We start from the raw sequence: 24,909 nt of genomic DNA, 5'->3' as shown, positions 1-24,909 counted from the left end.
CCGGCACCTCGGCAAGGTCCATTGCCTTGGCCGCCCGCAATCGGCCGTGCCCGGCGATCAAGTTGCCTTGCGGATCGGTGAGGATCGGATTGGTGAACCCGAAGGCGCGGATCGAGGCGACGATCTGCTCGATCTGGCGCTTGGGATGTGTGCGCGCATTGCGAGGATCGGGGGTCAGGCTTTCGATCGGCTTGTAGACGACCGTGAGCGGGCGATGGGCAGCTTGGGCTGCCTCCATGGGCGACGATTCCATGCCTGGAACTATACAGGAACGAAGCATGTTCAAAAAGGATACGCCATCCTCAACCCGTGGATAATCCGGCAACGCGCAAATCCCGGGAATTTCGACTGGACTGTGCCGTAAACCTGAGCATTGCTGTTCACGCCCGGCACGCCGGGCTCGTGCCGGTAGCGGCGGCCATTTTGTCGCCCGCAGCAACCGGAAGAACCACATGACCCAGGATACACCCAGCAAGCGCCGCCCGCGGCGCATGGCCCGCGAGCCACAACCGGAAGGAGCCGTGGCTGCTCCGGCCAAAGAACCATCCCACCTTGATCAGTTGCAGGATCTGCTGAGCCGCCAGGGTGGGGCCACCATCGCCGACATGGTTGCCGCAACAGGCTGGCAGCAGCACTCGGTGCGCGGCGCCATGGCCGGCGCACTCAAGAAGAAGCGCGGGCTCGTCATCACCTCGGACAAAATCGACGGCCTGCGCCGTTATCGTGCGAGCCTGCCGTCGTGACCGACAAGGATGTGACACGGCAGGTGGCCGCAATCGAGCAGATGGATATCGAGGCCCTGCGTGTCTTCTGGAGGCGACGCTATGGCGCGCCGCCTCCTTTACGCTCCGAACCCATCCTGCGCATGCTCCTGGCCTGGCGCGCGCAGGCCGACGCGTGCGGCGGGATCGATCGCGAGACACGCCGCGCGCTGTCCCGCACTGGTGCGGTAGCGCCTGAAGGGCAGCATCTCGGGATCGGTGCCCGGCTCACCCGCAGCTGGAAGGGCCGCGAAGTCACCGTGGTGGTCGAGGAAGCGGGGTTCCGCTGGGAGGATCGGGTGTTTCCGAGCCTGTCGGCAGCAGCCACCGCGATTGCGGGCAGCCGCTGGAACGGCCCGCGCTTTTTTGGCCTGCGAGAAGGCGCATGAGCAAGGACAGGAAAGTCCTGCGCTGCGCAATCTACACCCGCAAAAGTTCGGACGAAGGATTGGAGCAATCGTTCAACAGCCTCGACGCCCAGCGCGAGGCGTCCGAAGCCTATATCAAGAGCCAGACCAGCGAAGGCTGGACCTTGCTGCCAGCCCATTACAACGATGGCGGCTATTCGGGCGGGACCATGGACCGGCCCGGGCTCAGGCAACTGCTCGCCGATATTGCGGCCGGATTGATCGACATCGTCGTGGTCTACAAAATCGACCGGCTGACCCGTTCGCTCACCGACTTCTCGCGCATCGTCGAGATCTTCGAGAAGGCGAACTGCAGCTTCGTCTCGGTCACCCAGTCGTTCAATACCACCAACTCGATGGGACGGCTGATGCTCAACGTCCTCTTGTCGTTCGCCCAGTTCGAGCGCGAAGTGACCGGTGAGCGTATCCGCGACAAGATCGCGGCGTCGAAGGCCAAGGGCCTGTGGATGGGTGGGCTGGTGCCCTTGGGCTATGATCTGCCCGCTGCCGGTACGCGCAAGCTCCTCGTCCATGACGCCGAAGCGGCAACGGTGCGACATATCTTCACCCGCTACCTCGCCTTGGGCTCGGTCCATGCGCTGCAGCGCGAGCTTGTCGATGCGGGTATTTGCTCGAAGCAGCGCGTTACCGCGAAAGGCACGATCCTGGGCGGTACCCCCTTCAGCCGCGGCGCATTGTTCCACCTGCTACGCAACCGCCTATATCTCGGTCTAATCGTGCACAAGCAGCAGGTCCACGAGGGCGAGCACGATGCCATCGTCGATCAGGACTTGTTCGAGCGCGTGCAGGCCATGCTCGATGCCAATGCCCGCCGGCATCATGCCGCTGCCGATCACCGCATCGTCAGGGCGCCGCTTGTTGGCAAACTCTTCGATGCCGCTGGCGAAGCAATGAGTCCGACCTTCTCGCGCGGCAAGTCGGGCAAGGCCTATCGTTACTATGTCTCGGCATCCTTGCAGCAGGGCATGCCATCAAATCGGGACGACCGCGTCCAGCGCCTGCCGGCGCCCAAGATCGAGCGGATCTTGACCGAGGCGATCATGCGATGGCTGCCCAACACCGACACGCCGCTCGACGTAACCCGCAAGGCGCGGTTGGCCGATGGCGGGTTCGAGCTTGAGCTACCCGGCAAGCATGCCAGACAGATCGCCGGGCGACTGCAGGACGGTGAGCGCATTATCCACGCCGCCACACAATCCTGCATCGCCTTCCTGCCGCTCGCACTGCCCTTGCGCGGCGGACGCCGCATGGTCATCGCTGGCAGTCGTTCCTCGCCCCGGCCCGATGCAACGCTGGTCGAAGCCCTGCGCAAGGCCCATCGCATGGTCGAGCGCGATCGGACCGGCATGCCGGTGATCCGCGCTGCGCCCGTCTCGCCCTATGATCGCAAGATCCTGCGGCTTGCTTTCCTCGCCCCCGACATCCAGCGCAGCATCATCGAAGGGCGCCAGCCGCCCGGGCTCAACCTGCAGACGTTGATCGGAATGGCCCTTCCACTGGACTGGTCGGCACAACGCAATATGCTGGATTGGCCAACTCGAAGTTGATCCCTGTTATGCCGAGTATCAGGCCCTGTTCTGGCGGTTAAGCTCCCTGTTATGGCCGAATAAATAGCCTGTTCCGGCGAATAACAGGGAAACCCGAAAACCGGTCTACAACCCACTGATAAGACGCGGTTTTATGGCAGAGAAGGTCGCCCAAAAGCACCGGACTCGGCCTGTTTTTCGCCCCGAATGCACGATTTTCCCTGTTCTTTCCCTGTTAAACAGGGAAACCGAACCGATGGCTATCCGCCCGGAGACCGGCCTGTGAATACCCGCCTGATTGCGCCGGAGACGGCCGCCTCTTCTTGCGCCGTTACGGATTGGCACGCGCAAGCCCGCCTGTTACGCGCCCTTGCGCAGGGTGCCTGTAGGCAGAGACGAGTGCTGGGGGTGCGTGGCGGAGCGGGTGGGATTCGAACCCACGATACGGGGTTACCGTATACACACTTTCCAGGCGTGCGCCATCGACCACTCGGCCACCGCTCCGCATGCCTGACGGCAGATGGCGCGGACTAGCGGCAGGGTGGGATTATGGCAAGGCATCGCGCATGCCTTTTTTACAGGTTGGCCTCGACCGATCCATTCATGCGATCAAACCACTGCAGCGCCGTTGTCCAGACGTTCGAAATACTGCGCCATGGCCGTTGCCGATTTCTCGCTCAATTCGATGAAAGCGCGCCTGCGGTCTTCGGGATCCTGCACCCGGTCGAGCAGGCCCGCTTCGGTCATCTGGCTGATCCAGCGCAGCGCCGTCGTTGGCGGGACGCAGGCGGCGATGCACAGGCTCGATACGCTGACCTGCTTGCTTTCGGCTATTGCCGCGGTGAGATCGAGCAGGATGTCCCATGCCGGATCGGCGAACAGCCCTTCGTCGAAGAAGCGCGAGCGTAGCTGACGTTGACGGATGATCTCTCGCACCAGTGCCGGACGGGGCAAGGAAGGGCTATCCTGCGATTCTTGCCGCATGACGGAAACGCCTGCAGCCATGTAATCGAAGTTCGGCGACCGAACTGCACGGCTGTCGCCTTCACGCTCACCCGGCAGAAGATCGTCCTGGCCCGAAAATCCGTCCATCTTGCGTGCCAGCATCTGGACCTGTTCGGTAAGGCGGACGAGCGCAAGGCGGTCTTCGCCCGACAGTTCGTGCACCGCGCCTACCGGAACGCGAGACAGTGCCGTGCCCAACGCAAGGGCCCGTTCGCAATCGTTGGGAGCGATCAGGATCTGGGCACAAGACTGATCGACGCATCCGAAGACCGCGTCGATCGCATCCACCCCAGTCGATACGATAAGCTGGCTGCCGTTTCGGGCGGACCGCATGTCGAGCCGCGCCAGCGCCGCGAGAAGCTGTGCCCCGACAATCGGAGCATCGACGATGATCACGTCGCCCAGCACCACCGCATCTTCGCCAAGCAAACGAGAGAGCGGTTCGGATTGCCGCAATATCAGCCCGGTTTCGAGCGCCTGATCCGCCAGTCGCGACCGCACCGGATCGCGATCCGCGAAAATCGAGATGCTTGCCGCAGCCGTGCGCGATGCGCCCGCCACCCCGTTAGCATCGTCATAACGAAATGCTTCTGCAACCTGCGCCATCGAATCGTTCTCCCCTGTTCAAGAACAAGAACAGGTAAGGAACAAATTGGAAACAAGTCAAGCATGTTTCCAATTCGTTCCTGAAACGATACGTCAATGCTCAGTCGAGAAAGGGGTCACGCACGAGGATCGTATCCTCCCGCTCGGGGCTGGTGGAAACGAGCGCGACGGGCGTTTCGATCAATTCCTGCACGCGCTGGATGTACTTGATCGCCTGTGCCGGCAGGTCGGCCCAAGAACGCGCGCCGGCGGTCGTGCCCTTCCAGCCTTCCATCTCTTCGTAGATGGGTTCGACCCGCGCCTGTTCCGCCGCATGGCTGGGCAAGTAGTCGAGAACCCTGCCATCGAGACGATAGCCGGTGCAAATCTTCACCGTCTCGAACCCGTCGAGCACGTCGAGCTTGGTCAACGCGATGCCGGTGACGCCGGAGATCGAGCAGGTCTGGCGAACCAGCACCGCATCGAACCAGCCGCAGCGACGCTGCCGTCCGGTGACGGTGCCGAATTCATGGCCCCGTTCGCCAAGCCGCTGGCCGACTTCGTCCGAAAGTTCGGTCGGGAAAGGGCCGGAACCGACGCGCGTCGTGTACGCCTTTACGATGCCCAGCACGAAACCGGTGCTGTTGGGACCGAGGCCCGAACCGCTGGCGGCGGTGCCGCTGACCGTGTTCGAACTGGTGACGAAGGGATAAGTGCCGTGATCCACGTCGAGCAGAACGCCTTGCGCCCCTTCGAACAGGATGCGTGCACCCGCCTTGCGGAGCTTGTTCAGCCGCTTCCACACGGGCTGCGCATATTGCAGCACATAATCTGCGATGCTGCGCAGATCATCGACCAGCGCGGCACGGTCGACCGGGTCTTGCCCGAAGCCGGCGCGCAGCGCATCGTGATGCGCGCAAAGACGGTCGATCTGCGGGCCAAGATCATCCAGATGCGCAAGATCGCAGACGCGGATCGCACGGCGACCGACCTTGTCTTCATACGCCGGGCCAATGCCGCGACCGGTCGTGCCGATCTTGCCCGAACCTGCCGCCTGTTCGCGCAACCCGTCCAGATCGCGGTGCAGCGGCAGGATCAGCGGGCAGTTGTCGGCAATCGCAAAGTTTTCCGCGTTGATGCTGACGCCTTGCCCTTCAAGCTTCTCGATCTCGGACTTCAGGGCCCAGGGATCGAGCACGACACCATTGCCGATGATAGACAGGGTGCCCGTAACGATGCCCGAAGGCAGTAACGAAAGCTTGTACGTGACATCGCCGACGACAAGCGTGTGACCGGCATTATGCCCACCCTGAAAGCGGACGACTGCGTCCGCGCGGCTAGCCAGCCAGTCGACGATCTTGCCTTTGCCTTCGTCGCCCCACTGGGCGCCGATCACGGTCACGTTTGCCATGGATAAAGTCCTTCCCCCTGCCCGGTGGATCCACAGCGCACCCTTCGACAGGACTCGGTGCGCGGGATGGACGAAAGGGCGCGGATGGCCCCGAATGCGGGCGGGCGTTAGAGTGACACTGCAACACGAGTCAAGCGCCGTTCGGGCAAGCGACAGGTTCGATGCTCTAACCACCACGACATGACGAAAAAGATCACCGTAATCGTGGCCTCTGCAGTGCTGGCCGCTCAGGGCATCGCCCCCTCTCCCGCGGTTGCCGCGAATGCCGCCGCCGCGACGCAGGCGGCGTCCGAACTGGAATATGGTTCCCATCGTCTGCAACGGATGGATTTCTATCCCGCGGTGTCGCGGGATGGCGAAGCGCTGCCCACGATCGTATTCGTCCACGGCGGCGCATGGGCAGGCGGCGACAAGTCCGATTCGACCGGACAGGCCAAGATCCGCCATTATACCGAGGCGGGGTACAACCTTGTCAGCGTCAACTATCGCCTGCTGCCCGAAGTCACGATCGAGCAACAGGCGCAGGACGTGGCGAGCGCGCTGGACGACATATTGGTGAATGCGCGCAAGCTGGGTGTCGATCCGACCCGGATCGTGTTGATGGGGCATAGCGCCGGTGCGCACTTGTCCGCATTATTGGCTACCGATCCATCGTATCTGGACGCGCACGACCGTTCGCCCCGCGACATCGCCGGCGTCGTCCTGCTCGACGGTCCGGCCTATGACGTGCCGCGCCAGATCGTCGATGCCGGTCCGTTGCTCGGTTTTGGCTATCAACTCGCGTTCGGGAACCGGATAGGGCGGCAGGAAACCCTGTCGCCGGTGCATCACGCCGATGGCAAGGATGCCAGGCGATTTCTGATGATCCATGTCGAGCGACCCGACGCGAAAAGGCAGGCCGAAAAGCTGGCCGATGTGCTGGAACGTGAGGGGACCGATGCCGAAGTCATGGCCTTCCCCGGTCGTGGGATGGAGGGGCACAATCTGCTCAACGCCATGCTCGGTCGTCGCGATTCACCCGCGACTGTGCCCGTCGATGAGTGGCTGGCCGCGACATTCGCCATCCGCCGCTAAGCCCGATCGGCCTTTGTCGGGCAAGCCGTTCGGGCATGCCAACGGTTGAAATTCCGCGATTGCGTGCCAGTTAGAAGGCCAAGCCGGTGGGCGATGCCCGTTTGCGTTGACGTTCGCCTGCACCTTCCCGTTCACGACACATCGGAGTCTTGATGCTTCATCCAGTCCAGACGACTTTTCCTACTGCCATCCTCAATGACGGTCGCGAGATACCGCAATTCGGCTTCGGCACCCTCGGTATCGATAACGATCAGGCTGACGACTCCGTGTCGGAAGCCATCCAGCGCGGCTATCGCCTTGTCGACACCGCCGCGATCTACGGCAACGAAGAAGGCGTCGGCAAAGGGATTGGCACGCGACACGACGTTTTCCTGACGACCAAGATTTGGAACGACCGGCAGGGATTTGCCGAAGCAAAGAGCGCACTGGATGAGGCGTTGGCGCAGATTGGCCGGGACGAAGTCGATCTGCTGCTGATCCATTGGCCTTGCCCTGCCAGGGACCTTTACGTCGATACGTGGAAAGCGCTGATCGAGCTGCGTGAAGAGGGCAAGGCGAAGTCGATCGGCGTATCGAATTTCCTGCCTGAACATATCGACCGCCTGGTCGCGGATACCGGCGTGACCCCGTCGGTGAACCAGATCCAGATTCATCCGATGTACCAGCAGCGCGATCTACGCGCCTATAACCGCGAACACGGCATCGTGACCCAATCGTGGAGCCCGTTGGGATCAGGCCAGCTGCTCAGGCAGCCGGTGCTGAAGGCGATTGCCGACGAACTCGAAATGCCGGTCGCCGCCGTCATTCTGCGCTGGCATCTCCAGCACGGGCTTGGCCCCATCGCCAAGACCAGCACGCCTGAACGGATGAGCGAGAACCTCGAGGCGATGAGCGTCGTGCTGAGCCGCGAACAGATGGCGCGGATCGACGCGCTTGATCATCCCGACGGTCGATTGGGTCCCGATCCGATGACTTTCGGCAACGACATATAGCGACGAGAGAGGGGCCCGACATGGCCCCTTTTCATTGGCGGCCTTCGGAACCAGCCTGCCTCGTGCTGGACAAGGTCAGAGCTTGTGCGGTTCCGCCCCGTGCAAGACATGCGTGCAGCCCAGCTTCGCCGCGTCGTCGCTTTCGTCCAACGCGGCAACCGTGTGCCAACCGATCATCCGCAACCGCGCCGCGACAGCCGCGTCATGGCCCAGCGGCAGGAACAGCCGATCCTTGCTGGCCGAACCCGCGCTGCGCGCGATCAGCGGATCGGGATAGAGCGAGAAACCGGTCGCAGCCTCGTCGTGCCCGCCTTCGCTGGTGATGCGATAAGTCCCGCCCCGGCCCAACGCGCCGCGAACGCCAGCCGCATAGATCGTGAAGCCGAACCAAGACTGGTATTCGAATCCGTGCCGTTCGGTGGGATCGAGCGTCAGACGCGCGGAATCGCCGATGCGGGCCGCGATCTGCTTCAACCCCTCCAGCCTCGTCGCCAGCGCCTCGCTCGCGTCGATGGCCGCCAGCTTGGCGATGGCGCTGTCGAACGGACCGGTCGCGTACAATAGCGGCAGGTAGGCCGCGCCCCCTGCGGCGACGAGCGAGCCTGCATCCTTGGCGTCCAGTTCGCGGCGAACCGTCGGGATCGCAGCGGTCGGCAGCGGCAATGCCTCTGCGGCGAGAGTATCGACAAGGTCGGGCAGCGTGAAATCGACCGAGATATCGGTCGCGCCGGCTGCCTTCAGCGCCTCTATCGCGACGACGACGCTTTCGCTGGCCGCGGCGACCGTATCGTTGCCGACGATCTCGGCACCGACCTGAAGGCGTTCACGCTCAGGCTCGAGCCCGTCGCCCTTCAGCAACAGGACCTGCCCGGCGTAGGATAGGCGCAGCGGGCGCGGCGCATCTTTCAGCCCCGTGGCGGCAATACGTCCGACCTGCACCGTCATGTCCGTCCGCAGTGCCAGCGTGCGCAGGCTGGCCGGATCGACGAAACGCACCATGCGCCGCCGCTCCGTCCCCGCCATCCGGCTGGCGAGCGAGCGTTCGAATTCCACCATTGGCGGCTGAACCGGATCGTAGCCATGTCCCGCCAGCACGTCGTTCATCGCGCGGGTCACGCGCATGGCTTCGGCGGCAAGCGGGGGCAGCCGGTCGCTCAGCCCCTCTGGCAGTAGGTCGTGGGTCATATCCTGCATGGCGAGGCGCTTTAGCCACCACGGCAGCACTTGTCGAATACCTATCGGGCTGCGCCCGATCTCGGCGTCAAGCCGGGCGGCGCCATTCGGTCTCGTAAAGCGCGAACCGGGACCGCGAATGATCTATAAAGCGCCGCTCGTCCACGATGGCGTCGACCGTCACCGAGGTCTGGCTCATGATTGCCACGGCATCGTCCAGCGTGTCGAAATAGGATTCGGCCAGCCCGTCCAATGGCTCTGCCACGCTGCCGACCCGCTCGCCCAGTTCGGTCGCAGCGGTGACATCGATGTGGTTCTGACGATAACGGACGCCTGCGACTTCCTCGCCAAGCTGGGCATGGCCGCCGAACCACATCTGCATGAAGCCCGACCGGTCCAGCGAAGCAAGACGCCGCAGGGGCATGACGACCAGGATCGGTCCGTCTCCCGCCGTGATCGCCACTTCGCGCCCGGCAAAAACCTCACCATCGACAATCCTGCCCGCCAGCGCTTTTGCCATACCGACGACAGCGTCGGTCATCGCGGTGGAGATCTCCCCGTCATCGGCGACGAGTTGCCATACGAGATCGAACGGCGGCGGCGAACCCGGAGGGGCCATGATCCGGTGGTGTTCGAGTTCGGGCATATCGACGATCCGGCGCGCCAGGCGGGCATCGACCGAGCTATCCAGCCCGGCGACAAGCCGCGATGCGGCATCATTGGCATCGGCGAAAACCGCGTCCGCATCGGCCCTATCACCGATGCGGGCGTAAAGGGCGACCTTGGGCCGCCCTGTCGTTCCGGCCATCCTATTCGGCCGCTTCGGCGGTGGCGGCTTCGCGCGTAGCGAGGTTCGGGATCTGACACGCCGTGTTCGTCGCATCGAGCACCGCGAACATCCGCCCGATCCCTACGAACTGCGACACGTCGAAGCACAGCTCGACGATTTCCTTTTCGCTAAAGCTGCGGTGCAGACGTTCGAACATCGCATCGTCGACGCCGAAATGATCGGCCGCCATCTGTTGGCCGAACGCGATCGCCGCCCGCTCCCGCTCGTTGAACATGGGTGAGGTTTCGGCCTGCGGCAGGGCGGCGACCATTTCCTCGGACAGTCCTTCGTCGATGGAATCCTGATACCGCGAGCCAAGACAGTTGGCGCACTGGTTCACTTGCGCCACGGCCAGCCGGACCTGCTCGACCAGCTTGCGGCTGAGCAGCCCGTCCATCTGCAGCGGCCAATAGAATGTGCCGAACGATTTGACGATGTCCGGGCGGTGCGCGATGGCGCGCAGGGCCGTCGTGTCGCCAACGAGCTCGGCCATCTGATCGACCATGCCAGCCATTTCGGGATCCATCTCGGACTTCTCGAGCAGTCTAATCCTTGCCATCACACAATCTCCCAGGTGTTTGGGCGGAGTGTAAGTGAGGCTCACTTGCAGTCAAGGTGCGGGCACTGCGATAAAGGATAGTGAGCCCGGCATAAAAATCCAAAGAAAAGGGCCGGTGCCTCGCAGCACCAGCCCTTTTCGCAATTATCGGGTCATGCTCAAAAACTGAGCGCTTTGACCGTCCTGACGCCTTGCGTGTCGCAGATGGTCTTGAGCACGATTTCGGGGATCGCCTGATCGACCGACAGCAGCAGGACCGCTTCGCCGCCTGCATTGCGGCGGCCAAGGTGGAATGTACCGATGTTGATGCCCGCTTCGCCCAGGATCGAACCGACGCGGCCGATGAAACCGGGCGCATCCTCGTTCGAGATGTAAAGCATGTGCCCGTCAAGATCGGCTTCGATGCCGATGCCGAATATGTCGACGAGACGCGGCTGGTTCTTGCCGAACAGGGTGCCTGCTACCGTGCGTTCGCCCTGCTCTGTATCCACCTTGATCCGGATCAGCGTGTTGTAAGCGCCTTCGCGTTCGGTCCGGATCTCGCGCACTTCCATGCCCCGCTCCTTGGCGATGAACGGAGCGTTGACCATGTTCACTGTGTCGGAATAGCGGCGCATCAGGCCCGCCAGCACCGCACCGGTGATCGGTTTGATGTTGAGCGTGGCGGCATGGCCTTCGACCTCGATCCCGATGCGAGTAAGGTTGCCGTGGGCGAGCTGCCCGACAAGGCTGCCCAGCTTTTCGGCCAGCGCCATGTATGGCTTGAGCTTCGGCGCTTCTTCTGCCGACAGCGACGGCATGTTGAGCGCGTTAGTGACGCCCCCGTTGACGAGATAGTCGGACAGCTGTTCCGCGACCTGCAGCGCGACGTTGACCTGCGCTTCGGTCGTTGATGCGCCAAGGTGCGGGGTGCAGATGAAGTTGGGCGCGCCGAACAGCACGTTTTCCTTGGCCGGTTCCACCGCGAACACATCGAGCGCAGCCCCAGCGACATGCCCGCTGTCGAGCATTTCACGCAACGCAGCTTCGTCGATCAATCCGCCGCGGGCGCAATTGACGATGCGCACGCCCTTCTTGGTCTTGGCGAGGTTTTCCTTCGACAGGATGTTCTTCGTTTCGGCAGTCAGCGGCGTGTGCAGCGTGATGAAATCAGCGCGGGCCAGAAGCTGTTCCAACTCGACCTTTTCGATGCCCATTTCGATAGCGCGTTCGGCCGACAGGAACGGGTCGAACGCGATGACCTTCATCTTCAGCCCCTGTGCGCGACTGGCGACAATCGAACCGATATTCCCCGCACCGATCAGGCCCAGCGTCTTGCCGGTGACTTCGACGCCCATGAAGCCGTTCTTGGGCCACAGGCCCGCCTGCGTTTGGGCGTTCGCTTCGGGGATTTGCCGGGCGAGCGCCATCATGAGCGCAATCGCGTGTTCGGCGGTCGTGATCGAATTGCCGAACGGAGTGTTCATGACCACCACGCCCTTGGAGCTGGCATAAGGGATGTCGACGTTGTCGACGCCGATGCCGGCGCGGCCGATGACCTTCAGGTTCGTCGCGGCGTCGAGGATTTCCTTGGTCACGCGGGTCGACGAACGAATGGCGAGACCGTCGTAATCGCCGATGCGGGCGATCAACTGTTCCGGGGTTTCGCCGGTAATGACGTCGACATCGCAACCGTTCTCTTCGAAAATGCGCGCGGCGTTGGGGTCCATTTTGTCGGAAATGAGTACGCGGGGCTTGCTCATGGTAGCCTCCTTCAATCGTGATTTTCTGGAAAAACTTGGCGGACCTGCATCAGCAGGCCCGCCGGGATCGTCGGATCAGGCCGAAAGCCTGGCCCAGGCCCAGTCGAGCCAAGGGCCGAGAGCTTCGATATCCGCAGTGTCGACGGTGGAACCGCACCAGATGCGCAGACCCGCCGGAGCATCGCGATAGCTCGCGATGTCGTAGGCGGCATCTTCGTCTTCGAGCAGCTTGGCGAACTTCTTGATGAAGTCCGCGTCCGCGCCCTGCACGGTCAGGCACACCGACGTGTTCGACCGGATCGCCGGATAGGTCACGAGATGGCCGAGCCAGTCACGCGCCTCGACAATAGCGTTGAGCGCGGCGGCATTCGCATCGGCACGGGCGCGCATGGCTGCTGCGCCGCCGATGTCCCTGCCCCATTCCAGCGCAAGGATAGCGTCTTCGACGGCGAGCATGGACGGGGTGTTGATCGTCTCGCCCTTGAATACGCCTTCGGCCAGCTTGCCCTTAGAAACAAGGCGGAACACCTTGGGCAGCGGCCATGCGGGCGTATAGGTTTCGAGCCGTTCGACAGCGCGAGGGCCAAGGATCAGCACGCCGTGCGCACCTTCGCCGCCCATGACTTTCTGCCAAGAGAACGTCGCGACGTCGATCTTGGTCCAGTCGATCTTCTGCGCGAAAACGGCGCTGGTCGCGTCGGCAAAGGCGAGGCCTTCGCGGTCATCCGCAATCCAGTCGGCATTCGGCACACGAGCGCCGGAAGTCGTGCCGTTCCATGTGAACAGAACGTCGTTCGACCAGTCGACTGCGTCGAGATCGGGAATTTGACCGTAATCGGCCATCAACACGGTCGGATCGAGCTTCAGCTGCTTGACCGCATCGGTGACCCAACCTTCACCGAAGCTTTCCCAAGCCAGCGTCGTCACCGGGCGTGAGCCCAGCATCGTCCACATCGCCATTTCGAACGCGCCCGTATCCGACCCCGGCACGATGCCGATGCGGTGGGTGTCGGGCAGTTCGAGCAGCTCGCGCATCAGGTCGATGCAATACTGCAACCGCGCCTTGCCCAATTTCGAGCGGTGCGAGCGGCCGAGAACGGCGATATCGAGTTTTTCGGGAGACCAAACGGGAGGTTTGGCGCAGGGACCGGACGAGAAAAAGGGACGTGCCGGCAGTGTCGGTTTCGTTTCAGTCATTTAAGACTCTCCTTGCAGAGAGCTCGCGCGGCGTTGGGACCGCGTGGCCCGCCGGTCGCCCTATAGATGCCGCGCGTGCTGTCAATGGGCCCCTGGACGATCAATTCGTGGACAAGCCACAACTCGCGGAAATGGCGAGACAAATTAGCGCGGGATATGTGGGGCACCGCATTTGGCGGGGCGCGTTTGCGAACTTACGATGCATGCATGTCCAACCGAATCCGTGCGATCCCGTTCCCCCGCTTGCCGCGCATCGGCACCATCGCAGCCGGTCTTGGCGCCGTCGCGCTTCTCTCCGCCTGCGCTTCGGACAAGCCGGCGCCGGCGCGCCCGACGACCGGGACCGCGCCCGTTGCCCGCCCCGCCACGTCGGCTGAGTATCAGATGTGCCGCCGCGAGCTGACCGAACAGGGCGCGGACTTCGTGGCGCTGGACGATTTGCTGACCGGCGGCGGTTGTTCGAGCACGAATGCGGTCGCGCTCTATCACCTTGTCGGCGATACCTCACGGTTCACGGTCACCAATGTCGACCGGATCGGCTGCCCCCTGTCACAGACGGTCGCGTCATGGGCGCGCTATGGCGTCGATCGCGCCGCGCGGCAGATGCTGGGCAGCGGGCTGGTGAAGATCGAAACGTTCGGTTCCTACAGCTGCCGCAACGTCGCGGGCAGCACACGCCGTTCCGCCCATTCCAACGCCAACGCGCTCGACATCGCGGCATTCGTGCTGGCCGACGGACGCCGGATCAGCGTGAAGGATGGCTGGGATAATGGCACCGAAATCGAACGCCGCTTCCTGCGCGTCGTTCAGGGCAGCGCCTGCAAGCGGTTCGGAACCGTGCTGGGCCCCGATTACAACGCCGCCCACAACGATCACTTCCACGTCGAAATGGGCGACGGCAGTTTTTGCCGGTAACGCCTGCGGCTCAACAATCGCTGGTCCAGGTGCGTTTGTGATCATCCGACTGGTTCAACATCGTGCAAGGCTCTCGCGTCAGGTCGAGAACTAGATCGCCGGATTGCAGCGTCAGCCGGTCCGGCCCGCCGTAATAGACCTTCGGGCTTCCGGCCAGCAAATCCGCCAGCCTTGTTGGCTTGAGATCGGGCATACCGAATCCGGCTTCGTCGAACGTTCCGCACTGCGCGTTGATCTGCGCCGCATCGGCTCCGCCCACCCGCGCCAACCGGCCATCGGCGGTGTATTCGATGGCGACAGTGGATGCAGGGCACGAAGTCATGGCAAGGCTGCCGCCGGTAATCGCAATCCGGGCCTGCAGTTCGGATAGTCCGATGCCGCGACGGCCCTCTTCATTGATGAGCATCAGCCCTTCGGCCCGCCATTCGCCCGCCATGTCGGCCATGTCGGGCAGGGTTTCGCGCCGTATCGCTTCGGGTCGTTGGAGGATCAGGACCGTATTGCCCGCCTGTAACTTCAGCCTGTCCGCATTCAGCAGCTCCATCGTCGGGCTCTCGCGGAAAAAGGCGAAGTAGCGACTGTCGCGATCCTCACGCTCCTTGCCGCAGCCCATCGCCGTCTGGGCCTGAGCGTCGACCTCCCCTGCGGGTGCCGCGAAATGCCCGTCCCTGACCGTGCCGGGCGCGCCGGACCAGTTGCATCCGATGCGCAGGCCGACCCCGCTTTGCGTAAAGTTGGCGAAAGCGGCCGGCTGGGGATGAGTGACGCGGGCGGGCTCGTATCCGCCGAACGAAACAACCTGCCACGTACCCTCGACGTCATCGAGAGATGCGACCGCGGCGGGAAATTGCGGGCCTGCCACGCTGGCGGCCGGATTGGAACTCGCACCCGATGGACTGCAAGCGATCAGCGATGCCGCAAGCGCGGCGACGGCCATGACCATGTTAGCGCGCACCATTGAAGCTCCCCTTCCCCGCAAAATTCGTGTCGGCGGTTACGGCTATGGAGTTTGCGGAACGCGTTTTAATGGTTCTTGAACGCAGGCTCCGATTGCCCTAATCGCCGCCGCGTCGTCCGGGGAGTAGCCACCCGCGCCGCCAGCATTGGCATCGTGGGCCCACCGTCGACACACTGGGCCGAGAGGCTCCGGCGCGTGGGGATTGAATTCCGGCGAGACTGCGTGACACCGAACCTCCTGTCCGGCCGGGCGGGGGAACGGTGTTGCATGGTTTCAGCGCGGTAACAGCCCGGCTCGGAGATTTTCATGGAAGCGTTCTTTACCTCCACCGTCGTGGTCGCTCTTGCCGAAATCGGCGACAAGACGATGCTGCTTGCCATGTTGCTGGCGGCGCGGTTCCGCCAGCCGGTGCCGATCGCGTTCGGAATCCTGTTCGCAACGCTGGCCAACCATTTCCTTGCCGCGCTGGTCGGCGCGCAGGCGGCCGCATGGTTCGACAGCGAGATTTTCCGCTATCTGGTCGCCGCGGGTTTCGTAGCCATGGGCCTTTGGACACTGATCCCCGACAAGTTCGAAGAGGACGACCAGCCCGCATCGCGCGGCGGCGCGTTCCTCACGACGTTGATCGCGTTCTTCCTCGTCGAGATCGGCGACAAGACCCAGATCGCGACCATCGCGCTGGGCGCACGATATGGCGATGCGCTGCTGGTGACGGCGGGCACGACCATCGGCATGATGCTGGCCAACGCGCCGGTGCTGTGGCTGGGTGACAAGCTGGCCGACCGCTTGCCGCTGGGGAAAATCAGACTGGCGGCGGCGATCCTGTTCGTGGTGCTGGGGCTGTGGCTGGCGGCGGAAACGGCGGGCCTGTTCGGCTAACTCGGCGACCGGTTCGATATGCACGGAATGGCTTCGTCCGCCACGGCACGAGCACTGTGCCGCGGCGGGATGGGGGTCAATGCAGCCATTCCCCCATCGATGCTTCTAGCCGCAATCGGACCGCTTCGGCCGCGTGGCGCGCGCCCAGCTTGTCCATCATGTTGCCGCGGTGGATTTCGACCGTCCGCGGGCTGATATCCAGTTCGCGCGCTATCGCCTTGTTGGAGCAACCGCGCGTCAGGCGGTCGAGCACCTCCAGCTCACGCGTCGACAACATGGCGATCCGCGTCCGCGCTTCGATCGAGCGGCGACGATATTCGACGTGGGTCGCCGCCTCCTTCGAAACGCGCTCGATCGCACTGGCCAAAGCGTCGGTATCGATCGGCTGCTGAAGGTAATCGAAAGCGCCTGCCCGCATCGCGGTCACCACCCGTTCGATGTCCGGCACGGCGGCCATGGCGATGACCGGCAGCCACGCCCCGCGTTCCGACATGATATCGACCAGGCCGGCTATACCGCCCGCGTTCAGGTCGTCGTGGGCAAGCACGATCCCGTTTTGCGGCATGTGGCTCGTCAGTTCGCCGATATCGTCATAAACTTCTGCATGATGGCCCATCTCGAAAATCGCGCGGGCAAATGTCGCGCGGTTGCGAGGGTCGGCATCGACGATGTGTATGATGTTGCGCTGTTCCATGGTCGCAACCATGCGCACCCCGCACCGCAGAGAGCCATTAAGGACCATTCCGATATGGAGGTATTGTTTTACTTAACCTTTTTAGCCCACCGAACTCCGTGCACGATCCCTCCGATATGGAGCAATCGGCAACTTGGCGTTCGCTACGCTTAGGACTTTTCGGTCAGGTCATAACCCGGAAGCGAATGAAAAGCGGTACGAAGCGCCTCGCTCCACCCGGTCGAGATCGCCTGAAAAAACGGATCGCTGGCGTGGATGCGGCGTTCGTGCAGCGGTTCGAACTTGTCGCGTTCGAGCACCATGAGATCGAGCGGCATGCCGACCGAAAGGTTCGCGGCCAGCGTCGAATCCATCGACACCATCAGCAGCTTCGACGCATCTTCGAACGACATCTGCCGGTTGTAGGCGCGGATGATGATCGGGCGACCGTACTTGGTCTCGCCGATCTGGAAAAACGGGGTATCCTCGCTCGCCTCGATGAAGTTGCCTTCGGGATAGATGAGGAACAGCCGCGGCTCCATCCCGGCGATCTGGCCGGCAAGAATGACCGAGGCGGTGAATTTCGGACCGCCCGACATGTGGTGGCTCGATTCCTGACGATCGCGGATCGTTTCGGTAAGCAGTCCGCCTATGATCGATGCCACCTGGAACATCGTTGGCGCTTTCAGGATCGACGGCTCGCGATCTTCCGGCGCCTTGGTGCGTTCTTCCAGCAAGCTGATGACCGCCTGCGTCGTGGCAAGGTTGCCCGCAGTCATGACCGAGATGATCCGTTCGCCCGGTACGGACCAATGGTGCATCTTGCTGAAGACCGAGATGTTGTCGACGCCCGAATTGGTCCGGGTGTCGCTCATCAACACCAGACCCTTGTCCAGCATCATACCTACGCAATACGTCAAAAACCTGCCCCTTGATGGCCATGGGGTCCGGAAGTCTCCCGACTCTCCGCCCCGCTCGATATGCGCCTAACGCGAATGCGGCTTATTGCGCCACTGTCTGTTGCATGACTTCAAGCTCGACGCTGACCCTGTCGTCGTTGCTGCCAAAGCTCATGCCCGTGATCGGTGCCGCTTCCTTGTAATCCTGACCGGTGGCGACCCTGACATAACGGGCGTCCGGGCTGATGCCGTTGGATATGTCGAAACCGACCCAGCCGAGTTCGGGGACGAACGCTTCGGCCCAGGCGTGCCCGGCCTCCTGCATCGTGCGATCGTCCATTTTGAGATAGCCTGATACGTACCGCGCCGGCACGCCGATGTGCCGCGCACATCCGATGAAGATGTGGGCATGGTCCTGGCATACGCCGTGACCCGCCGCGACCGCTTCTTCGGCAGTCGTTTCGCTGGTCGTGAAACCGGTTTCGTATTTTACGCAATCGGCAACGCGCGATGACAATTCGTGCAACATCTGCAATCGGTCGCGATCGGCAGAAAGGCCGGACACCAGCGATTTCATGGCCGACCCCGGCTTCGTCAGGCTCGACTGCCCGGCGAAATGCCAGATCGGCAAGTGGCCCGCATGGCGACCAATCACCCCGGCCTGATCGTCGGTGTCGATCACACCTCTGCATTCGATTTCGACCTGACGAACCCCGGGCTCCACCGACAACAACGCCGTGGTGTTGCAGTTGTGATCTTCGTATTCCAGTTCGCAGCGCGCACCTTCCATCGTCATCTTCCATTCGATAACCGACTGGCCGCTGGTGCTTTTGGGCGTGAGGCGCAAGCGCTGCAAGGCATGCACGACCGGCTCTTCGAAGTCGTAACGGGTGCGGTGAGTGATGGCGAGGCGCATGGGCTGTTCCCGTCAGTCGGTGAAGCGGTAATCGGTTTGGATCGCGTGGGCGATCTCGTTATTGGTCGAAATGAAATCGGACAGGAACTCGTGAAGGCCCATGTCGATGACAAGATCGATATCTCGATCCTGCAGCTTCAGGTCGGCATTGCGCATGACTTCGTGCGAACGCAGTTCCCCGCCATATTGCAGCGCCAGTTCGTGCAGGTTAGCGCGCATCTGGGCATAACAGAACCGCAGGCTGCGCGGAAAACGCCCGTCGAGGATGAGGAAGTCGGCGATGCCGCGCGCATCCAGCTGTCCCGCATTCAGCCAGCGATAGGCGCGTTCTGCCCCAAGCGACCGCAGGATCGTTTCCCACTGCACGTTGTCGAGGCTGGACCCGACATAGGACAGCGACGGCAGCAGGACGTAGTACTTCACGTCAAGAATGCGCGACGTGTTGTCGGCGCGTTCGAGAAAGGCGCCGATCCGCGCGAAATTATAGATGTCGTTGCGCAACATCGACCCATCCATCGCGCCGCGCACCTGCGTTGATTCCCGCTTAACCGCATTGATCGCGTCGGCCAGCCCCGATTGCGTGACGGGGCGGTTCAGCAGGTCGGTGAGATGCAGGTAGCTTTCGTTCACCGCCTCCCACACTTCGGTGGTGATCGAATTGCGAGCCGATCGCGCATTGGCGCGGACCTGCCCGATCAGCGAACGGATCGAGTTGGGATTGTGGCGGTCGCGCAGGATGTAGTTCCAAACCTGGATCCCGGCATAAGTGCCGTTCTGCGTCTGGTATGCATGGCGCATCCCAGCGGTTTCGATGACCGATCGCCATTCCTCCTCCGCAGTCAGGTGGTCACGGGTCAGCGCCATGCGGAAGCCCGTGTCGATCAGGCGAGCGAGGTTTTCTGCCCGCTCAAGATAGCGGAACATCCAGAAGATGGCGTTTGCGGAGCGTCCGAGCATGTCCTTCGTCTACTCCTCCAGAACCCAGCTGTCCTTGGTGCCGCCGCCCTGGCTTGAATTCACCACCAGGCTGCCGCGCTTCAGGGCGACGCGGGTAAGCCCGCCGGGGGTAATCTCGATACCTTTGGGGCTCATCAGGACGAAAGGACGCAGATCGACATGGCGGGGGGCAAGGCCTTTCCTGGTAAGGATCGGAACCGTCGACAACGCCAGTGTGGGCTGCGCGATGTAATTGGCGGGGTTCGCTTTCAGCTTCGCCTTGAACTTCTCGATCTCGCGCCGCGACGACGTCGGGCCGATCAACATGCCATAGCCACCCGATCCGTGGACTTCCTTGACCACCAGGTCGGCGATGTTGTCGAGGACGTATTTCAGGCCGTCTTCTTCCATGCAGCGGAAGGTTTCGACATTCGGCAGAAGCGGCTTCTCGCCGGTGTAGAACTCGACGATTTCCGGCATGAAGGAATAGAGCGCCTTGTCGTCGGCAATGCCGGTGCCGGGCGCATTGGCGATGGTGATCCCGCCCGCGCGATAGACGTCCATGATGCCCGGAACGCCCAGCATGCTTTCCGGCCTAAAAGTCAGAGGATCGAGGTAATCGTCGTCGACCCGGCGATACAACACGTCGACCGGGGTAAAGCCGCGCGTCGTGCGCATCTGCACCCGTCCGTCGACAACCCGCAGGTCCGCCGCCTCCACCAGTTCGGCGCCCATCTGATCGGCGAGAAAGGCATGTTCGTAATAGGCGGAATTGAAAATGCCCGGCGTTAGCACCGCGACGACCGGCTTGCCTTTGCACGCGGGCGGAGCGCAGGCGGCAAGGCTGCGCGCGAGCCGGCGCGGGTAATCGGAGACCGGCGCGACCTTCACCCGCGTGAACAGTTCGGGGAACATCGCCATCATCGTCTCGCGGTTCTCCAGCATGTAGGAGACGCCGCTGGGCGTACGGGCATTGTCTTCGAGCACGTGGAAATCGTTCGTGCCGGTCCGCACAAGGTCGATGCCGGTAATGTGGGTATAGACCCCGCCCGGAGGCGTGAACCCGCTCATGTGCGGAAGATAGGCTGCGTTCCCGCGCAGTAGCGATTCGGGCACCCGTTTCGCACGGATGATTTCCTGGCGGTGGTAAAGATCGTGCAGGAACGCGTTCAGCGCCCGAACGCGCTGTTCGATCCCCTTGGACAGGCGGCGCCATTCGTGCGCGGCGATGATCCGCGGCACAGGGTCGAACGGGATCAGCCGCTCTTCCGCCTCGTCCTGACCATAAACGTTGAAAGTGATGCCGGTCTTGCGAAAGAACGCTTCCGCTTCCTGATGCTTGCGGTGCAGCGCCCGCGGGTCCTGTTCGTCGAACCACTCCCGATAACTGGCGTAGGCGGGCCTGACACCGCCTTCGGCGTCGATCATTTCATCGAAGGTATCGGTGCCTGAAAAGCTCATGCTGTCCGGCCTGCTCCTGTCATCGCGATTGGCTGAGGTGTGGTGTGGGCAACGCTTGAATATGTTCCATCGCCCGGCATGCCATCGGTGGGGGTACTGTGCAGAACCTTCGCCACCGCCTCAATCGCGGCGGGGTGCCAGGCAAAGCCCATGTGCGTGCAGCGCACCGCAACCGACGCATCGCGCTCTCCCGCCCGACCGCAGGCGCAATGGCGATGAACCACGCCGTCCTTCGCGCTCCACAACGCGACGGTGCGCATTGGCGGTTTCGCGGCGAAATCCTGTCCGACAGGGGGATTGTCGACCGCATGGCCGGCGATCCAGTGATAGACGCGCCATGCGTTGTTGCCATGCATGTTACCCGAAAAGGGAGAGCCCATGGTAACGACCATCGCGACATGATCGGGCAATGCCTTGGCCGCTTCGCGCGCGAAGACGCCACCAAGGCTCCAACCCACCAGCACGATCTTGCGCGCCTCTACTTGCGATACGCGTTCTATGCGCGACAGCAGTCGATCGAAGCGATCTTCGCTCGCGCCCAGATTCCAGCCAAGTCCCCAGTCGGTTACCGAATGACCGGCTTTGACAAGTTCGCGCCGCATCGCCGACATGCGCCACGGGTGCGAGCCGAACCCCGGCAGCAGCATCACCGCGCGCGGAACGTCGCAACGCTCTATGACCGGTTTGCCGTAGCGCGACGAATAGACGCGCGGAAAGGCAAGCGATGCGAACTCGGAAAAAAGCAGCTTGGCACGCGGCGTCGCCACGCCTGCCGGATGAGGCCGCGACGCCAGCCGATGGCGGCGCCGGAACTCGTCGAAAAGCAGGGAAAACCCGCGACCGGGCAAGGCAGAAGTCAAGCCGGCAGGTGTCGTCCGGCCCCTTGCGGGGACATCGTCCGGCTGCCTTGCATTGTGGGTTCTGGCCGCGGTCATCAGGGATAGCTTAGCAAAACTGTTCGCACCTGCAAAAGAAATGGAGTTCGGTTGCTTGATTATTGCACAACGCGCTGACGGCACGTCGGTTTCTCTATAATTCCGGATGCACGTAATCAGCTCGCGCAATCGCTAACGCGCTTGCTCACGACACCCATCGTCATGGCCATCCGCCCGCCCGGCAGACCATCCGAAGCCATGTCCATCGCCATCGTCATGTCCGACCCGGTCGTGGTCCCGGTGCCCTTCATTGTGACCGTTCCCTTCGCATCTGCAGTATCGCAGATCATGCGCCCGGCGAACTTCGCGCCGTCGACCTTGAAGCTGTCGATCTTGCAGTCTTCCTGCGCGCCCTTGGCCAGTTCCTCGAAACCCTTGTCTGCTTCGTCCTTGGTCAGGCAGCGGCTAGTGGTGCGCGAGAATGAAGTCGCCATCATCTCCTTCATCTGCGCGGCCTGATCAGCAGGAACTCCGGGCAGATCCAGCGCGATCAGTTCCGCCTTGGATTCGTATTGCCCCGGCAGCGGCCGGACGGCCTTGTCCATCTGCGCGGCGACTTCCTCGGCGCTCATGCTTTCGGCACCCGCTTCGCCTTCGCTCGCGCTTGCTGTACCAGTCCCAACCTTCTCCGCGTCCTTATCGGCGCCGCTCGATCCGCAAGCCGCCAAGGCGAGCGTCGCAAGGCAAAGGATCATGCGAACAGGCTTCATGCAAATTCTCCAGAAGGGAAATGGTCAATCACCGGCAAGGCTAGTCGAAGACCCATCGAAAGCAACAGGATCGGATTGCAACACCGGCAACCCGCACCCATATCGCGGCGCATGGCAGAACTCGTCATCCGTCGCGGCCTCGAAGAACCGGACACTTCGGGCAGCTTCGTCCCCCACAAGCCGCAGCGTCCCCCCAAGACGATGGCCGGCAAGCGTTTCGAAGTGGTCTTCGACTACGAGCCGAGCGGCGACCAACCGACCGCCATCGCCGAACTCGTCGAAGCGGCAAAGGCCGGAGAACAGACGCAGGTCCTGTTGGGCGTGACCGGGTCGGGCAAGACCTTCACCATGGCCAAGGTTATCGAGGAAATGCAGCGCCCCGCGCTCGTCCTTGCGCCCAACAAGATCCTTGCCGCGCAGCTATATGGCGAGTTCAAGAGCTTTTTCCCGAACAACGCGGTCGAGTATTTCGTTTCCTATTACGATTACTACCAGCCCGAAGCCTACGTCCCCCGGTCAGACACCTACATCGAGAAGGAAAGCTCGGTAAACGAGGCGATCGACCGGATGCGCCATTCGGCCACCCGCTCGCTACTCGAACGCGACGACGTGATCATCGTGGCTTCGGTCTCTTGCATCTACGGCATCGGTTCGGTCGAGACCTATTCGGCGATGATCTTCGATCTCGTAAAGGGGAAGGTCGAGGATCAGCGCGAGATCATCCGCAAGCTCGTCGCGCTGCAATACAAACGCAACGACGTCGCGTTCGCGCGCGGCAATTTCCGTGTCCGCGGCGACAGTCTCGAAATTTTCCCTTCGCATTATGAGGACGTGGCTTGGCGCATCTCGTTCTTTGGCGACGAGATCGAGAACATCAGCGAGTTCGACCCGCTGACCGGCAAGTCTGGCGCCAGCCTCGACAAGGTGCGGGTCTATGCCAATTCGCACTATGTCACGCCCGGCCCCACCATGAAGCAGGCGAGCGCGGCGATACGTTTCGAATTGACCGAACGGCTGAAGGAGCTGGAGACAGAAGGCAAGCTGCTCGAAGCCCAGCGGCTGGAACAGCGGACCAATTTCGATCTTGAAATGATCGCCGCCACTGGCAGCTGCGCCGGGATCGAGAACTACTCGCGCTTCCTGACCGGCCGCCTTCCGGGCGAACCGCCGCCGACCCTGTTCGAATACCTGCCCGACAATGCCCTGCTGTTCGTCGACGAAAGCCACCAGACCGTGCCTCAGGTCGGCGCGATGGCCAAGGGCGACCACCGGCGCAAGCTGACGCTCGCCGAATACGGCTTCCGGCTGCCCAGCTGCATCGACAACCGGCCGCTGCGGTTCAACGAATGGGACGCGATGCGCCCACAGACCATTGCGGTTTCCGCGACCCCCGGTTCGTGGGAAATGGAACAGTCGGGCGGCGTCTTTGCCGAACAGGTCATTCGCCCCACCGGCCTGATCGATCCGCCGGTCACCATCCGGCCGGTCGAGGATCAGGTGCAGGATTGCATCGTGGAGTGCAAGGCGACGGCGGCCAACGGCTATCGCACGCTGGTCACCACGCTGACCAAGCGCATGGCCGAAGACTTGACCGAATTCATGCACGAAGCGGGCGTGCGCGTGCGGTACATGCATTCCGACGTGGAAACGCTGGAACGTATCGAGCTGATCCGCGATCTTCGTCTTGGCGTCTATGACGTGCTGGTTGGCATAAACCTGCTGCGCGAAGGGCTGGACATTCCCGAATGCGGGCTGGTCTGCATTCTGGACGCCGACAAGGAAGGTTTCCTGCGAAGCGAAACGTCGCTGATCCAGACGATCGGCCGCGCCGCGCGCAACGTCGACGGGCGCGTCATCCTTTATGCCGATCGCATGACCGGCAGCATGGAACGCGCCATCGCCGAAACCGACCGTCGCCGCGCACGACAGGAAGCGTACAACACCGAACACGGCATCACGCCCGTCACGATCAAGCGCAATATCCACGACATCGTTGCCGACACCGCCAGCCGTGACGGCGTCATCGTCGATATCGGCGACGATCATCGCAACAACCTCGTCGGGCATAACTTGCGCGGCTATATCGAGGAGCTGGAGGCCCGGATGCGCGCCGCCGCCGCCGATCTGGAATTCGAGGAAGCGGGCCGCCTGCGCGACGAAATCCGCAAGCTGGAGAACGAGGAACTCGGCTTGCCCGACAGCGAGAAACGCGCGCCGATCGTCGGTCGCAGCAACGAAGGGAAGCCCGGCATGCGCAAGACGCGTTATGGCAAGTCGAAAGCCAAGTGGAATAAATAAGCGGCTTTACCGGCCCCCATACGCTTGGCATATCCGTGCCATGAAAT

24 protein-coding genes and 1 tRNA gene are annotated in these 24,909 nt (G+C 62.6%); 8 read left to right on the top strand and 17 right to left on the bottom strand.

What is annotated here, in order from left to right; all coding sequences use genetic code 11:
• A partial coding sequence (locus EKN06_RS13525) for a ParB/Srx family N-terminal domain-containing protein (RefSeq protein WP_240654969.1) occupies window positions 1–253 on the bottom strand: 253 nt, incomplete at its 3' end.
• Between the two features lie 199 nt (window positions 254–452).
• Here EKN06_RS13525 and EKN06_RS13520 point away from each other — a divergent pair.
• The 3 genes from EKN06_RS13520 to EKN06_RS13510 are packed head-to-tail and all read left to right on the top strand — an operon-like array spanning window position 453 to window position 2,736.
• On the top strand, window positions 453–743 hold the full coding sequence (locus tag EKN06_RS13520; RefSeq protein ID WP_127613440.1) for a DUF3489 domain-containing protein: 291 nt from the start codon (window positions 453–455) through the stop codon (window positions 741–743).
• The gene (locus EKN06_RS13515) at window positions 740–1,150 is read left to right on the top strand and encodes a DUF2924 domain-containing protein (RefSeq protein ID WP_127613439.1); all 411 of its coding nucleotides are present in this window, start codon (window positions 740–742) and stop codon (window positions 1,148–1,150) included. Before EKN06_RS13520 ends, EKN06_RS13515 begins: the two co-directional genes overlap by 4 nt.
• Complete coding sequence (locus EKN06_RS13510; protein ID WP_127613438.1) at window positions 1,147–2,736, top strand: recombinase family protein; 1,590 nt, start codon at window positions 1,147–1,149, stop codon at window positions 2,734–2,736. The genes EKN06_RS13515 and EKN06_RS13510 overlap by 4 nt, the downstream gene beginning before the upstream one ends.
• 392 nt (window positions 2,737–3,128) lie before the next feature.
• On the opposite strand, the gene EKN06_RS13505 is transcribed toward EKN06_RS13510, so the two are convergent.
• From EKN06_RS13505 to EKN06_RS13495, 3 genes are all read right to left on the bottom strand, one after another.
• Window positions 3,129–3,219, bottom strand: a tRNA-Ser gene (locus EKN06_RS13505).
• Between the two features lie 105 nt (window positions 3,220–3,324).
• The gene (locus EKN06_RS13500; RefSeq protein ID WP_127613437.1) at window positions 3,325–4,326 is read right to left on the bottom strand and encodes a winged helix DNA-binding protein; all 1,002 of its coding nucleotides are present in this window, start codon (window positions 4,324–4,326) and stop codon (window positions 3,325–3,327) included.
• Window positions 4,327–4,426: 100 nt separating this feature from the next.
• A complete protein-coding gene (locus tag EKN06_RS13495; RefSeq protein WP_127613436.1) occupies window positions 4,427–5,716 on the bottom strand; it encodes an adenylosuccinate synthase in 1,290 nt (429 codons plus the stop codon).
• Between the two features lie 180 nt (window positions 5,717–5,896).
• On the opposite strand from EKN06_RS13495, the gene EKN06_RS13490 reads away from it, so the two are divergent.
• Both EKN06_RS13490 and EKN06_RS13485 read left to right on the top strand, forming a co-directional pair.
• Window positions 5,897–6,790, top strand: coding sequence for an alpha/beta hydrolase (locus EKN06_RS13490; protein WP_127613435.1), 894 nt, complete (start codon window positions 5,897–5,899; stop codon window positions 6,788–6,790).
• 152 nt (window positions 6,791–6,942) lie between these two features.
• Window positions 6,943–7,782 (top strand): aldo/keto reductase, encoded by an 840-nt coding sequence (locus tag EKN06_RS13485; protein ID WP_127613434.1) that lies wholly within the window; start codon window positions 6,943–6,945, stop codon window positions 7,780–7,782.
• Window positions 7,783–7,857: 75 nt separating this feature from the next.
• Here EKN06_RS13485 and EKN06_RS13480 read toward each other — a convergent pair whose 3' ends face one another.
• The 5 genes from EKN06_RS13480 to EKN06_RS13460 form a co-directional block, all read right to left on the bottom strand.
• The gene (locus tag EKN06_RS13480; RefSeq protein WP_127613433.1) at window positions 7,858–8,976 is read right to left on the bottom strand and encodes an ATP phosphoribosyltransferase regulatory subunit; all 1,119 of its coding nucleotides are present in this window, start codon (window positions 8,974–8,976) and stop codon (window positions 7,858–7,860) included.
• Window positions 8,977–9,043: 67 nt separating this feature from the next.
• Window positions 9,044–9,763 (bottom strand): EthD domain-containing protein, encoded by a 720-nt coding sequence (locus EKN06_RS15995; protein WP_240654966.1) that lies wholly within the window; start codon window positions 9,761–9,763, stop codon window positions 9,044–9,046.
• A 1-nt stretch (window position 9,764) separates the two neighbouring features.
• Window positions 9,765–10,343 carry a carboxymuconolactone decarboxylase family protein gene (locus EKN06_RS13470; protein ID WP_240654963.1) on the bottom strand — a complete coding sequence of 193 codons (579 nt, stop codon included), beginning with the start codon at window positions 10,341–10,343 and terminating at the stop codon, window positions 9,765–9,767.
• A 158-nt stretch (window positions 10,344–10,501) separates the two neighbouring features.
• Entirely contained in the window at window positions 10,502–12,085 is a 1,584-nt protein-coding gene (gene serA / locus EKN06_RS13465; protein WP_127613432.1) for a phosphoglycerate dehydrogenase, read from the bottom strand.
• A 75-nt stretch (window positions 12,086–12,160) separates the two neighbouring features.
• Entirely contained in the window at window positions 12,161–13,282 is a 1,122-nt protein-coding gene (locus EKN06_RS13460) for a phosphoserine transaminase (RefSeq protein ID WP_127613431.1), read from the bottom strand.
• Window positions 13,283–13,489: 207 nt separating this feature from the next.
• Here EKN06_RS13460 and EKN06_RS13455 point away from each other — a divergent pair, with 207 nt between their 5' ends.
• Window positions 13,490–14,197: an extensin-like domain-containing protein gene (locus tag EKN06_RS13455; protein ID WP_127613430.1), complete on the top strand. Its 708-nt coding sequence runs from the start codon at window positions 13,490–13,492 to the stop codon at window positions 14,195–14,197.
• Between the two features lie 10 nt (window positions 14,198–14,207).
• Here the strand turns inward: EKN06_RS13455 and EKN06_RS13450 are convergent, their stop codons facing one another.
• Entirely contained in the window at window positions 14,208–15,140 is a 933-nt protein-coding gene (locus EKN06_RS13450) for an META domain-containing protein (protein ID WP_164844075.1), read from the bottom strand.
• Between the two features lie 321 nt (window positions 15,141–15,461).
• Between EKN06_RS13450 and EKN06_RS13445 the strand changes: the two genes are divergently transcribed.
• A complete protein-coding gene (locus EKN06_RS13445; RefSeq protein WP_127613428.1) occupies window positions 15,462–16,034 on the top strand; it encodes a TMEM165/GDT1 family protein in 573 nt (190 codons plus the stop codon).
• Window positions 16,035–16,110: 76 nt separating this feature from the next.
• Here the strand turns inward: EKN06_RS13445 and EKN06_RS13440 are convergent, their stop codons facing one another.
• The 7 genes from EKN06_RS13440 to EKN06_RS13410 form a co-directional block, all read right to left on the bottom strand.
• The gene (locus EKN06_RS13440) at window positions 16,111–16,740 is read right to left on the bottom strand and encodes a response regulator transcription factor (protein ID WP_240654960.1); all 630 of its coding nucleotides are present in this window, start codon (window positions 16,738–16,740) and stop codon (window positions 16,111–16,113) included.
• A gap of 137 nt (window positions 16,741–16,877) precedes the next feature.
• Window positions 16,878–17,627 (bottom strand): proteasome-type protease, encoded by a 750-nt coding sequence (locus EKN06_RS13435; protein WP_127613427.1) that lies wholly within the window; start codon window positions 17,625–17,627, stop codon window positions 16,878–16,880.
• Window positions 17,628–17,709: 82 nt separating this feature from the next.
• Window positions 17,710–18,522, bottom strand: coding sequence for a transglutaminase family protein (locus EKN06_RS13430; protein ID WP_127613426.1), 813 nt, complete (start codon window positions 18,520–18,522; stop codon window positions 17,710–17,712).
• Window positions 18,523–18,534: 12 nt separating this feature from the next.
• Window positions 18,535–19,479: an alpha-E domain-containing protein gene (locus EKN06_RS13425; protein ID WP_127613425.1), complete on the bottom strand. Its 945-nt coding sequence runs from the start codon at window positions 19,477–19,479 to the stop codon at window positions 18,535–18,537.
• Between the two features lie 9 nt (window positions 19,480–19,488).
• Complete coding sequence (locus EKN06_RS13420) at window positions 19,489–20,919, bottom strand: circularly permuted type 2 ATP-grasp protein (RefSeq protein WP_127613424.1); 1,431 nt, start codon at window positions 20,917–20,919, stop codon at window positions 19,489–19,491.
• Entirely contained in the window at window positions 20,916–21,854 is a 939-nt protein-coding gene (locus tag EKN06_RS13415) for an esterase/lipase family protein (RefSeq protein ID WP_205693902.1), read from the bottom strand. The genes EKN06_RS13420 and EKN06_RS13415 overlap by 4 nt, the downstream gene beginning before the upstream one ends.
• Window positions 21,855–21,970: 116 nt before the next feature.
• Entirely contained in the window at window positions 21,971–22,564 is a 594-nt protein-coding gene (locus EKN06_RS13410; protein WP_127613423.1) for a DUF3617 domain-containing protein, read from the bottom strand.
• A gap of 111 nt (window positions 22,565–22,675) precedes the next feature.
• Here EKN06_RS13410 and uvrB point away from each other — a divergent pair, with 111 nt between their 5' ends.
• A complete protein-coding gene (uvrB, locus tag EKN06_RS13405; protein WP_127613422.1) occupies window positions 22,676–24,862 on the top strand; it encodes an excinuclease ABC subunit UvrB in 2,187 nt (728 codons plus the stop codon).
• Window positions 24,863–24,909 lie beyond the last annotated feature (47 nt).

This window comes from Croceicoccus ponticola, from assembly GCF_004004515.1.
GTDB classification, from domain to species: domain Bacteria; phylum Pseudomonadota; class Alphaproteobacteria; order Sphingomonadales; family Sphingomonadaceae; genus Croceicoccus; species Croceicoccus ponticola.
The sequence above is the reverse complement of the archived record's forward strand: the minus strand, read 5'-3'. Positions and strand labels throughout refer to the sequence as shown.

Coding starts and splice junctions, on each gene's coding strand:
- EKN06_RS13520 (WP_127613440.1), top strand. CDS start 453: ATGACCCAGGATACACCCAGCAAGCGCCGCCCGCGGCGCATGGCCCGC.
- EKN06_RS13510 (WP_127613438.1), top strand. CDS start 1,147: ATGAGCAAGGACAGGAAAGTCCTGCGCTGCGCAATCTACACCCGCAAA.
- EKN06_RS13500 (WP_127613437.1), bottom strand. CDS start 4,326: ATGGCGCAGGTTGCAGAAGCATTTCGTTATGACGATGCTAACGGGGTG.
- EKN06_RS13495 (WP_127613436.1), bottom strand. CDS start 5,716: ATGGCAAACGTGACCGTGATCGGCGCCCAGTGGGGCGACGAAGGCAAA.
- EKN06_RS13490 (WP_127613435.1), top strand. CDS start 5,897: ATGACGAAAAAGATCACCGTAATCGTGGCCTCTGCAGTGCTGGCCGCT.
- EKN06_RS13485 (WP_127613434.1), top strand. CDS start 6,943: ATGCTTCATCCAGTCCAGACGACTTTTCCTACTGCCATCCTCAATGAC.
- EKN06_RS13480 (WP_127613433.1), bottom strand. CDS start 8,976: ATGCAGGATATGACCCACGACCTACTGCCAGAGGGGCTGAGCGACCGG.
- EKN06_RS15995 (WP_240654966.1), bottom strand. CDS start 9,763: ATGGCCGGAACGACAGGGCGGCCCAAGGTCGCCCTTTACGCCCGCATC.
- EKN06_RS13470 (WP_240654963.1), bottom strand. CDS start 10,343: ATGGCAAGGATTAGACTGCTCGAGAAGTCCGAGATGGATCCCGAAATG.
- serA (WP_127613432.1), bottom strand. CDS start 12,085: ATGAGCAAGCCCCGCGTACTCATTTCCGACAAAATGGACCCCAACGCC.
- EKN06_RS13460 (WP_127613431.1), bottom strand. CDS start 13,282: ATGACTGAAACGAAACCGACACTGCCGGCACGTCCCTTTTTCTCGTCC.
- EKN06_RS13455 (WP_127613430.1), top strand. CDS start 13,490: ATGTCCAACCGAATCCGTGCGATCCCGTTCCCCCGCTTGCCGCGCATC.
- EKN06_RS13450 (WP_164844075.1), bottom strand. CDS start 15,140: ATGGTCATGGCCGTCGCCGCGCTTGCGGCATCGCTGATCGCTTGCAGT.
- EKN06_RS13445 (WP_127613428.1), top strand. CDS start 15,462: ATGGAAGCGTTCTTTACCTCCACCGTCGTGGTCGCTCTTGCCGAAATC.
- EKN06_RS13440 (WP_240654960.1), bottom strand. CDS start 16,740: ATGGTTGCGACCATGGAACAGCGCAACATCATACACATCGTCGATGCC.
- EKN06_RS13430 (WP_127613426.1), bottom strand. CDS start 18,522: ATGCGCCTCGCCATCACTCACCGCACCCGTTACGACTTCGAAGAGCCG.
- EKN06_RS13425 (WP_127613425.1), bottom strand. CDS start 19,479: ATGCTCGGACGCTCCGCAAACGCCATCTTCTGGATGTTCCGCTATCTT.
- EKN06_RS13420 (WP_127613424.1), bottom strand. CDS start 20,919: ATGAGCTTTTCAGGCACCGATACCTTCGATGAAATGATCGACGCCGAA.
- EKN06_RS13415 (WP_205693902.1), bottom strand. CDS start 21,854: ATGACCGCGGCCAGAACCCACAATGCAAGGCAGCCGGACGATGTCCCC.
- EKN06_RS13410 (WP_127613423.1), bottom strand. CDS start 22,564: ATGAAGCCTGTTCGCATGATCCTTTGCCTTGCGACGCTCGCCTTGGCG.
- uvrB (WP_127613422.1), top strand. CDS start 22,676: ATGGCAGAACTCGTCATCCGTCGCGGCCTCGAAGAACCGGACACTTCG.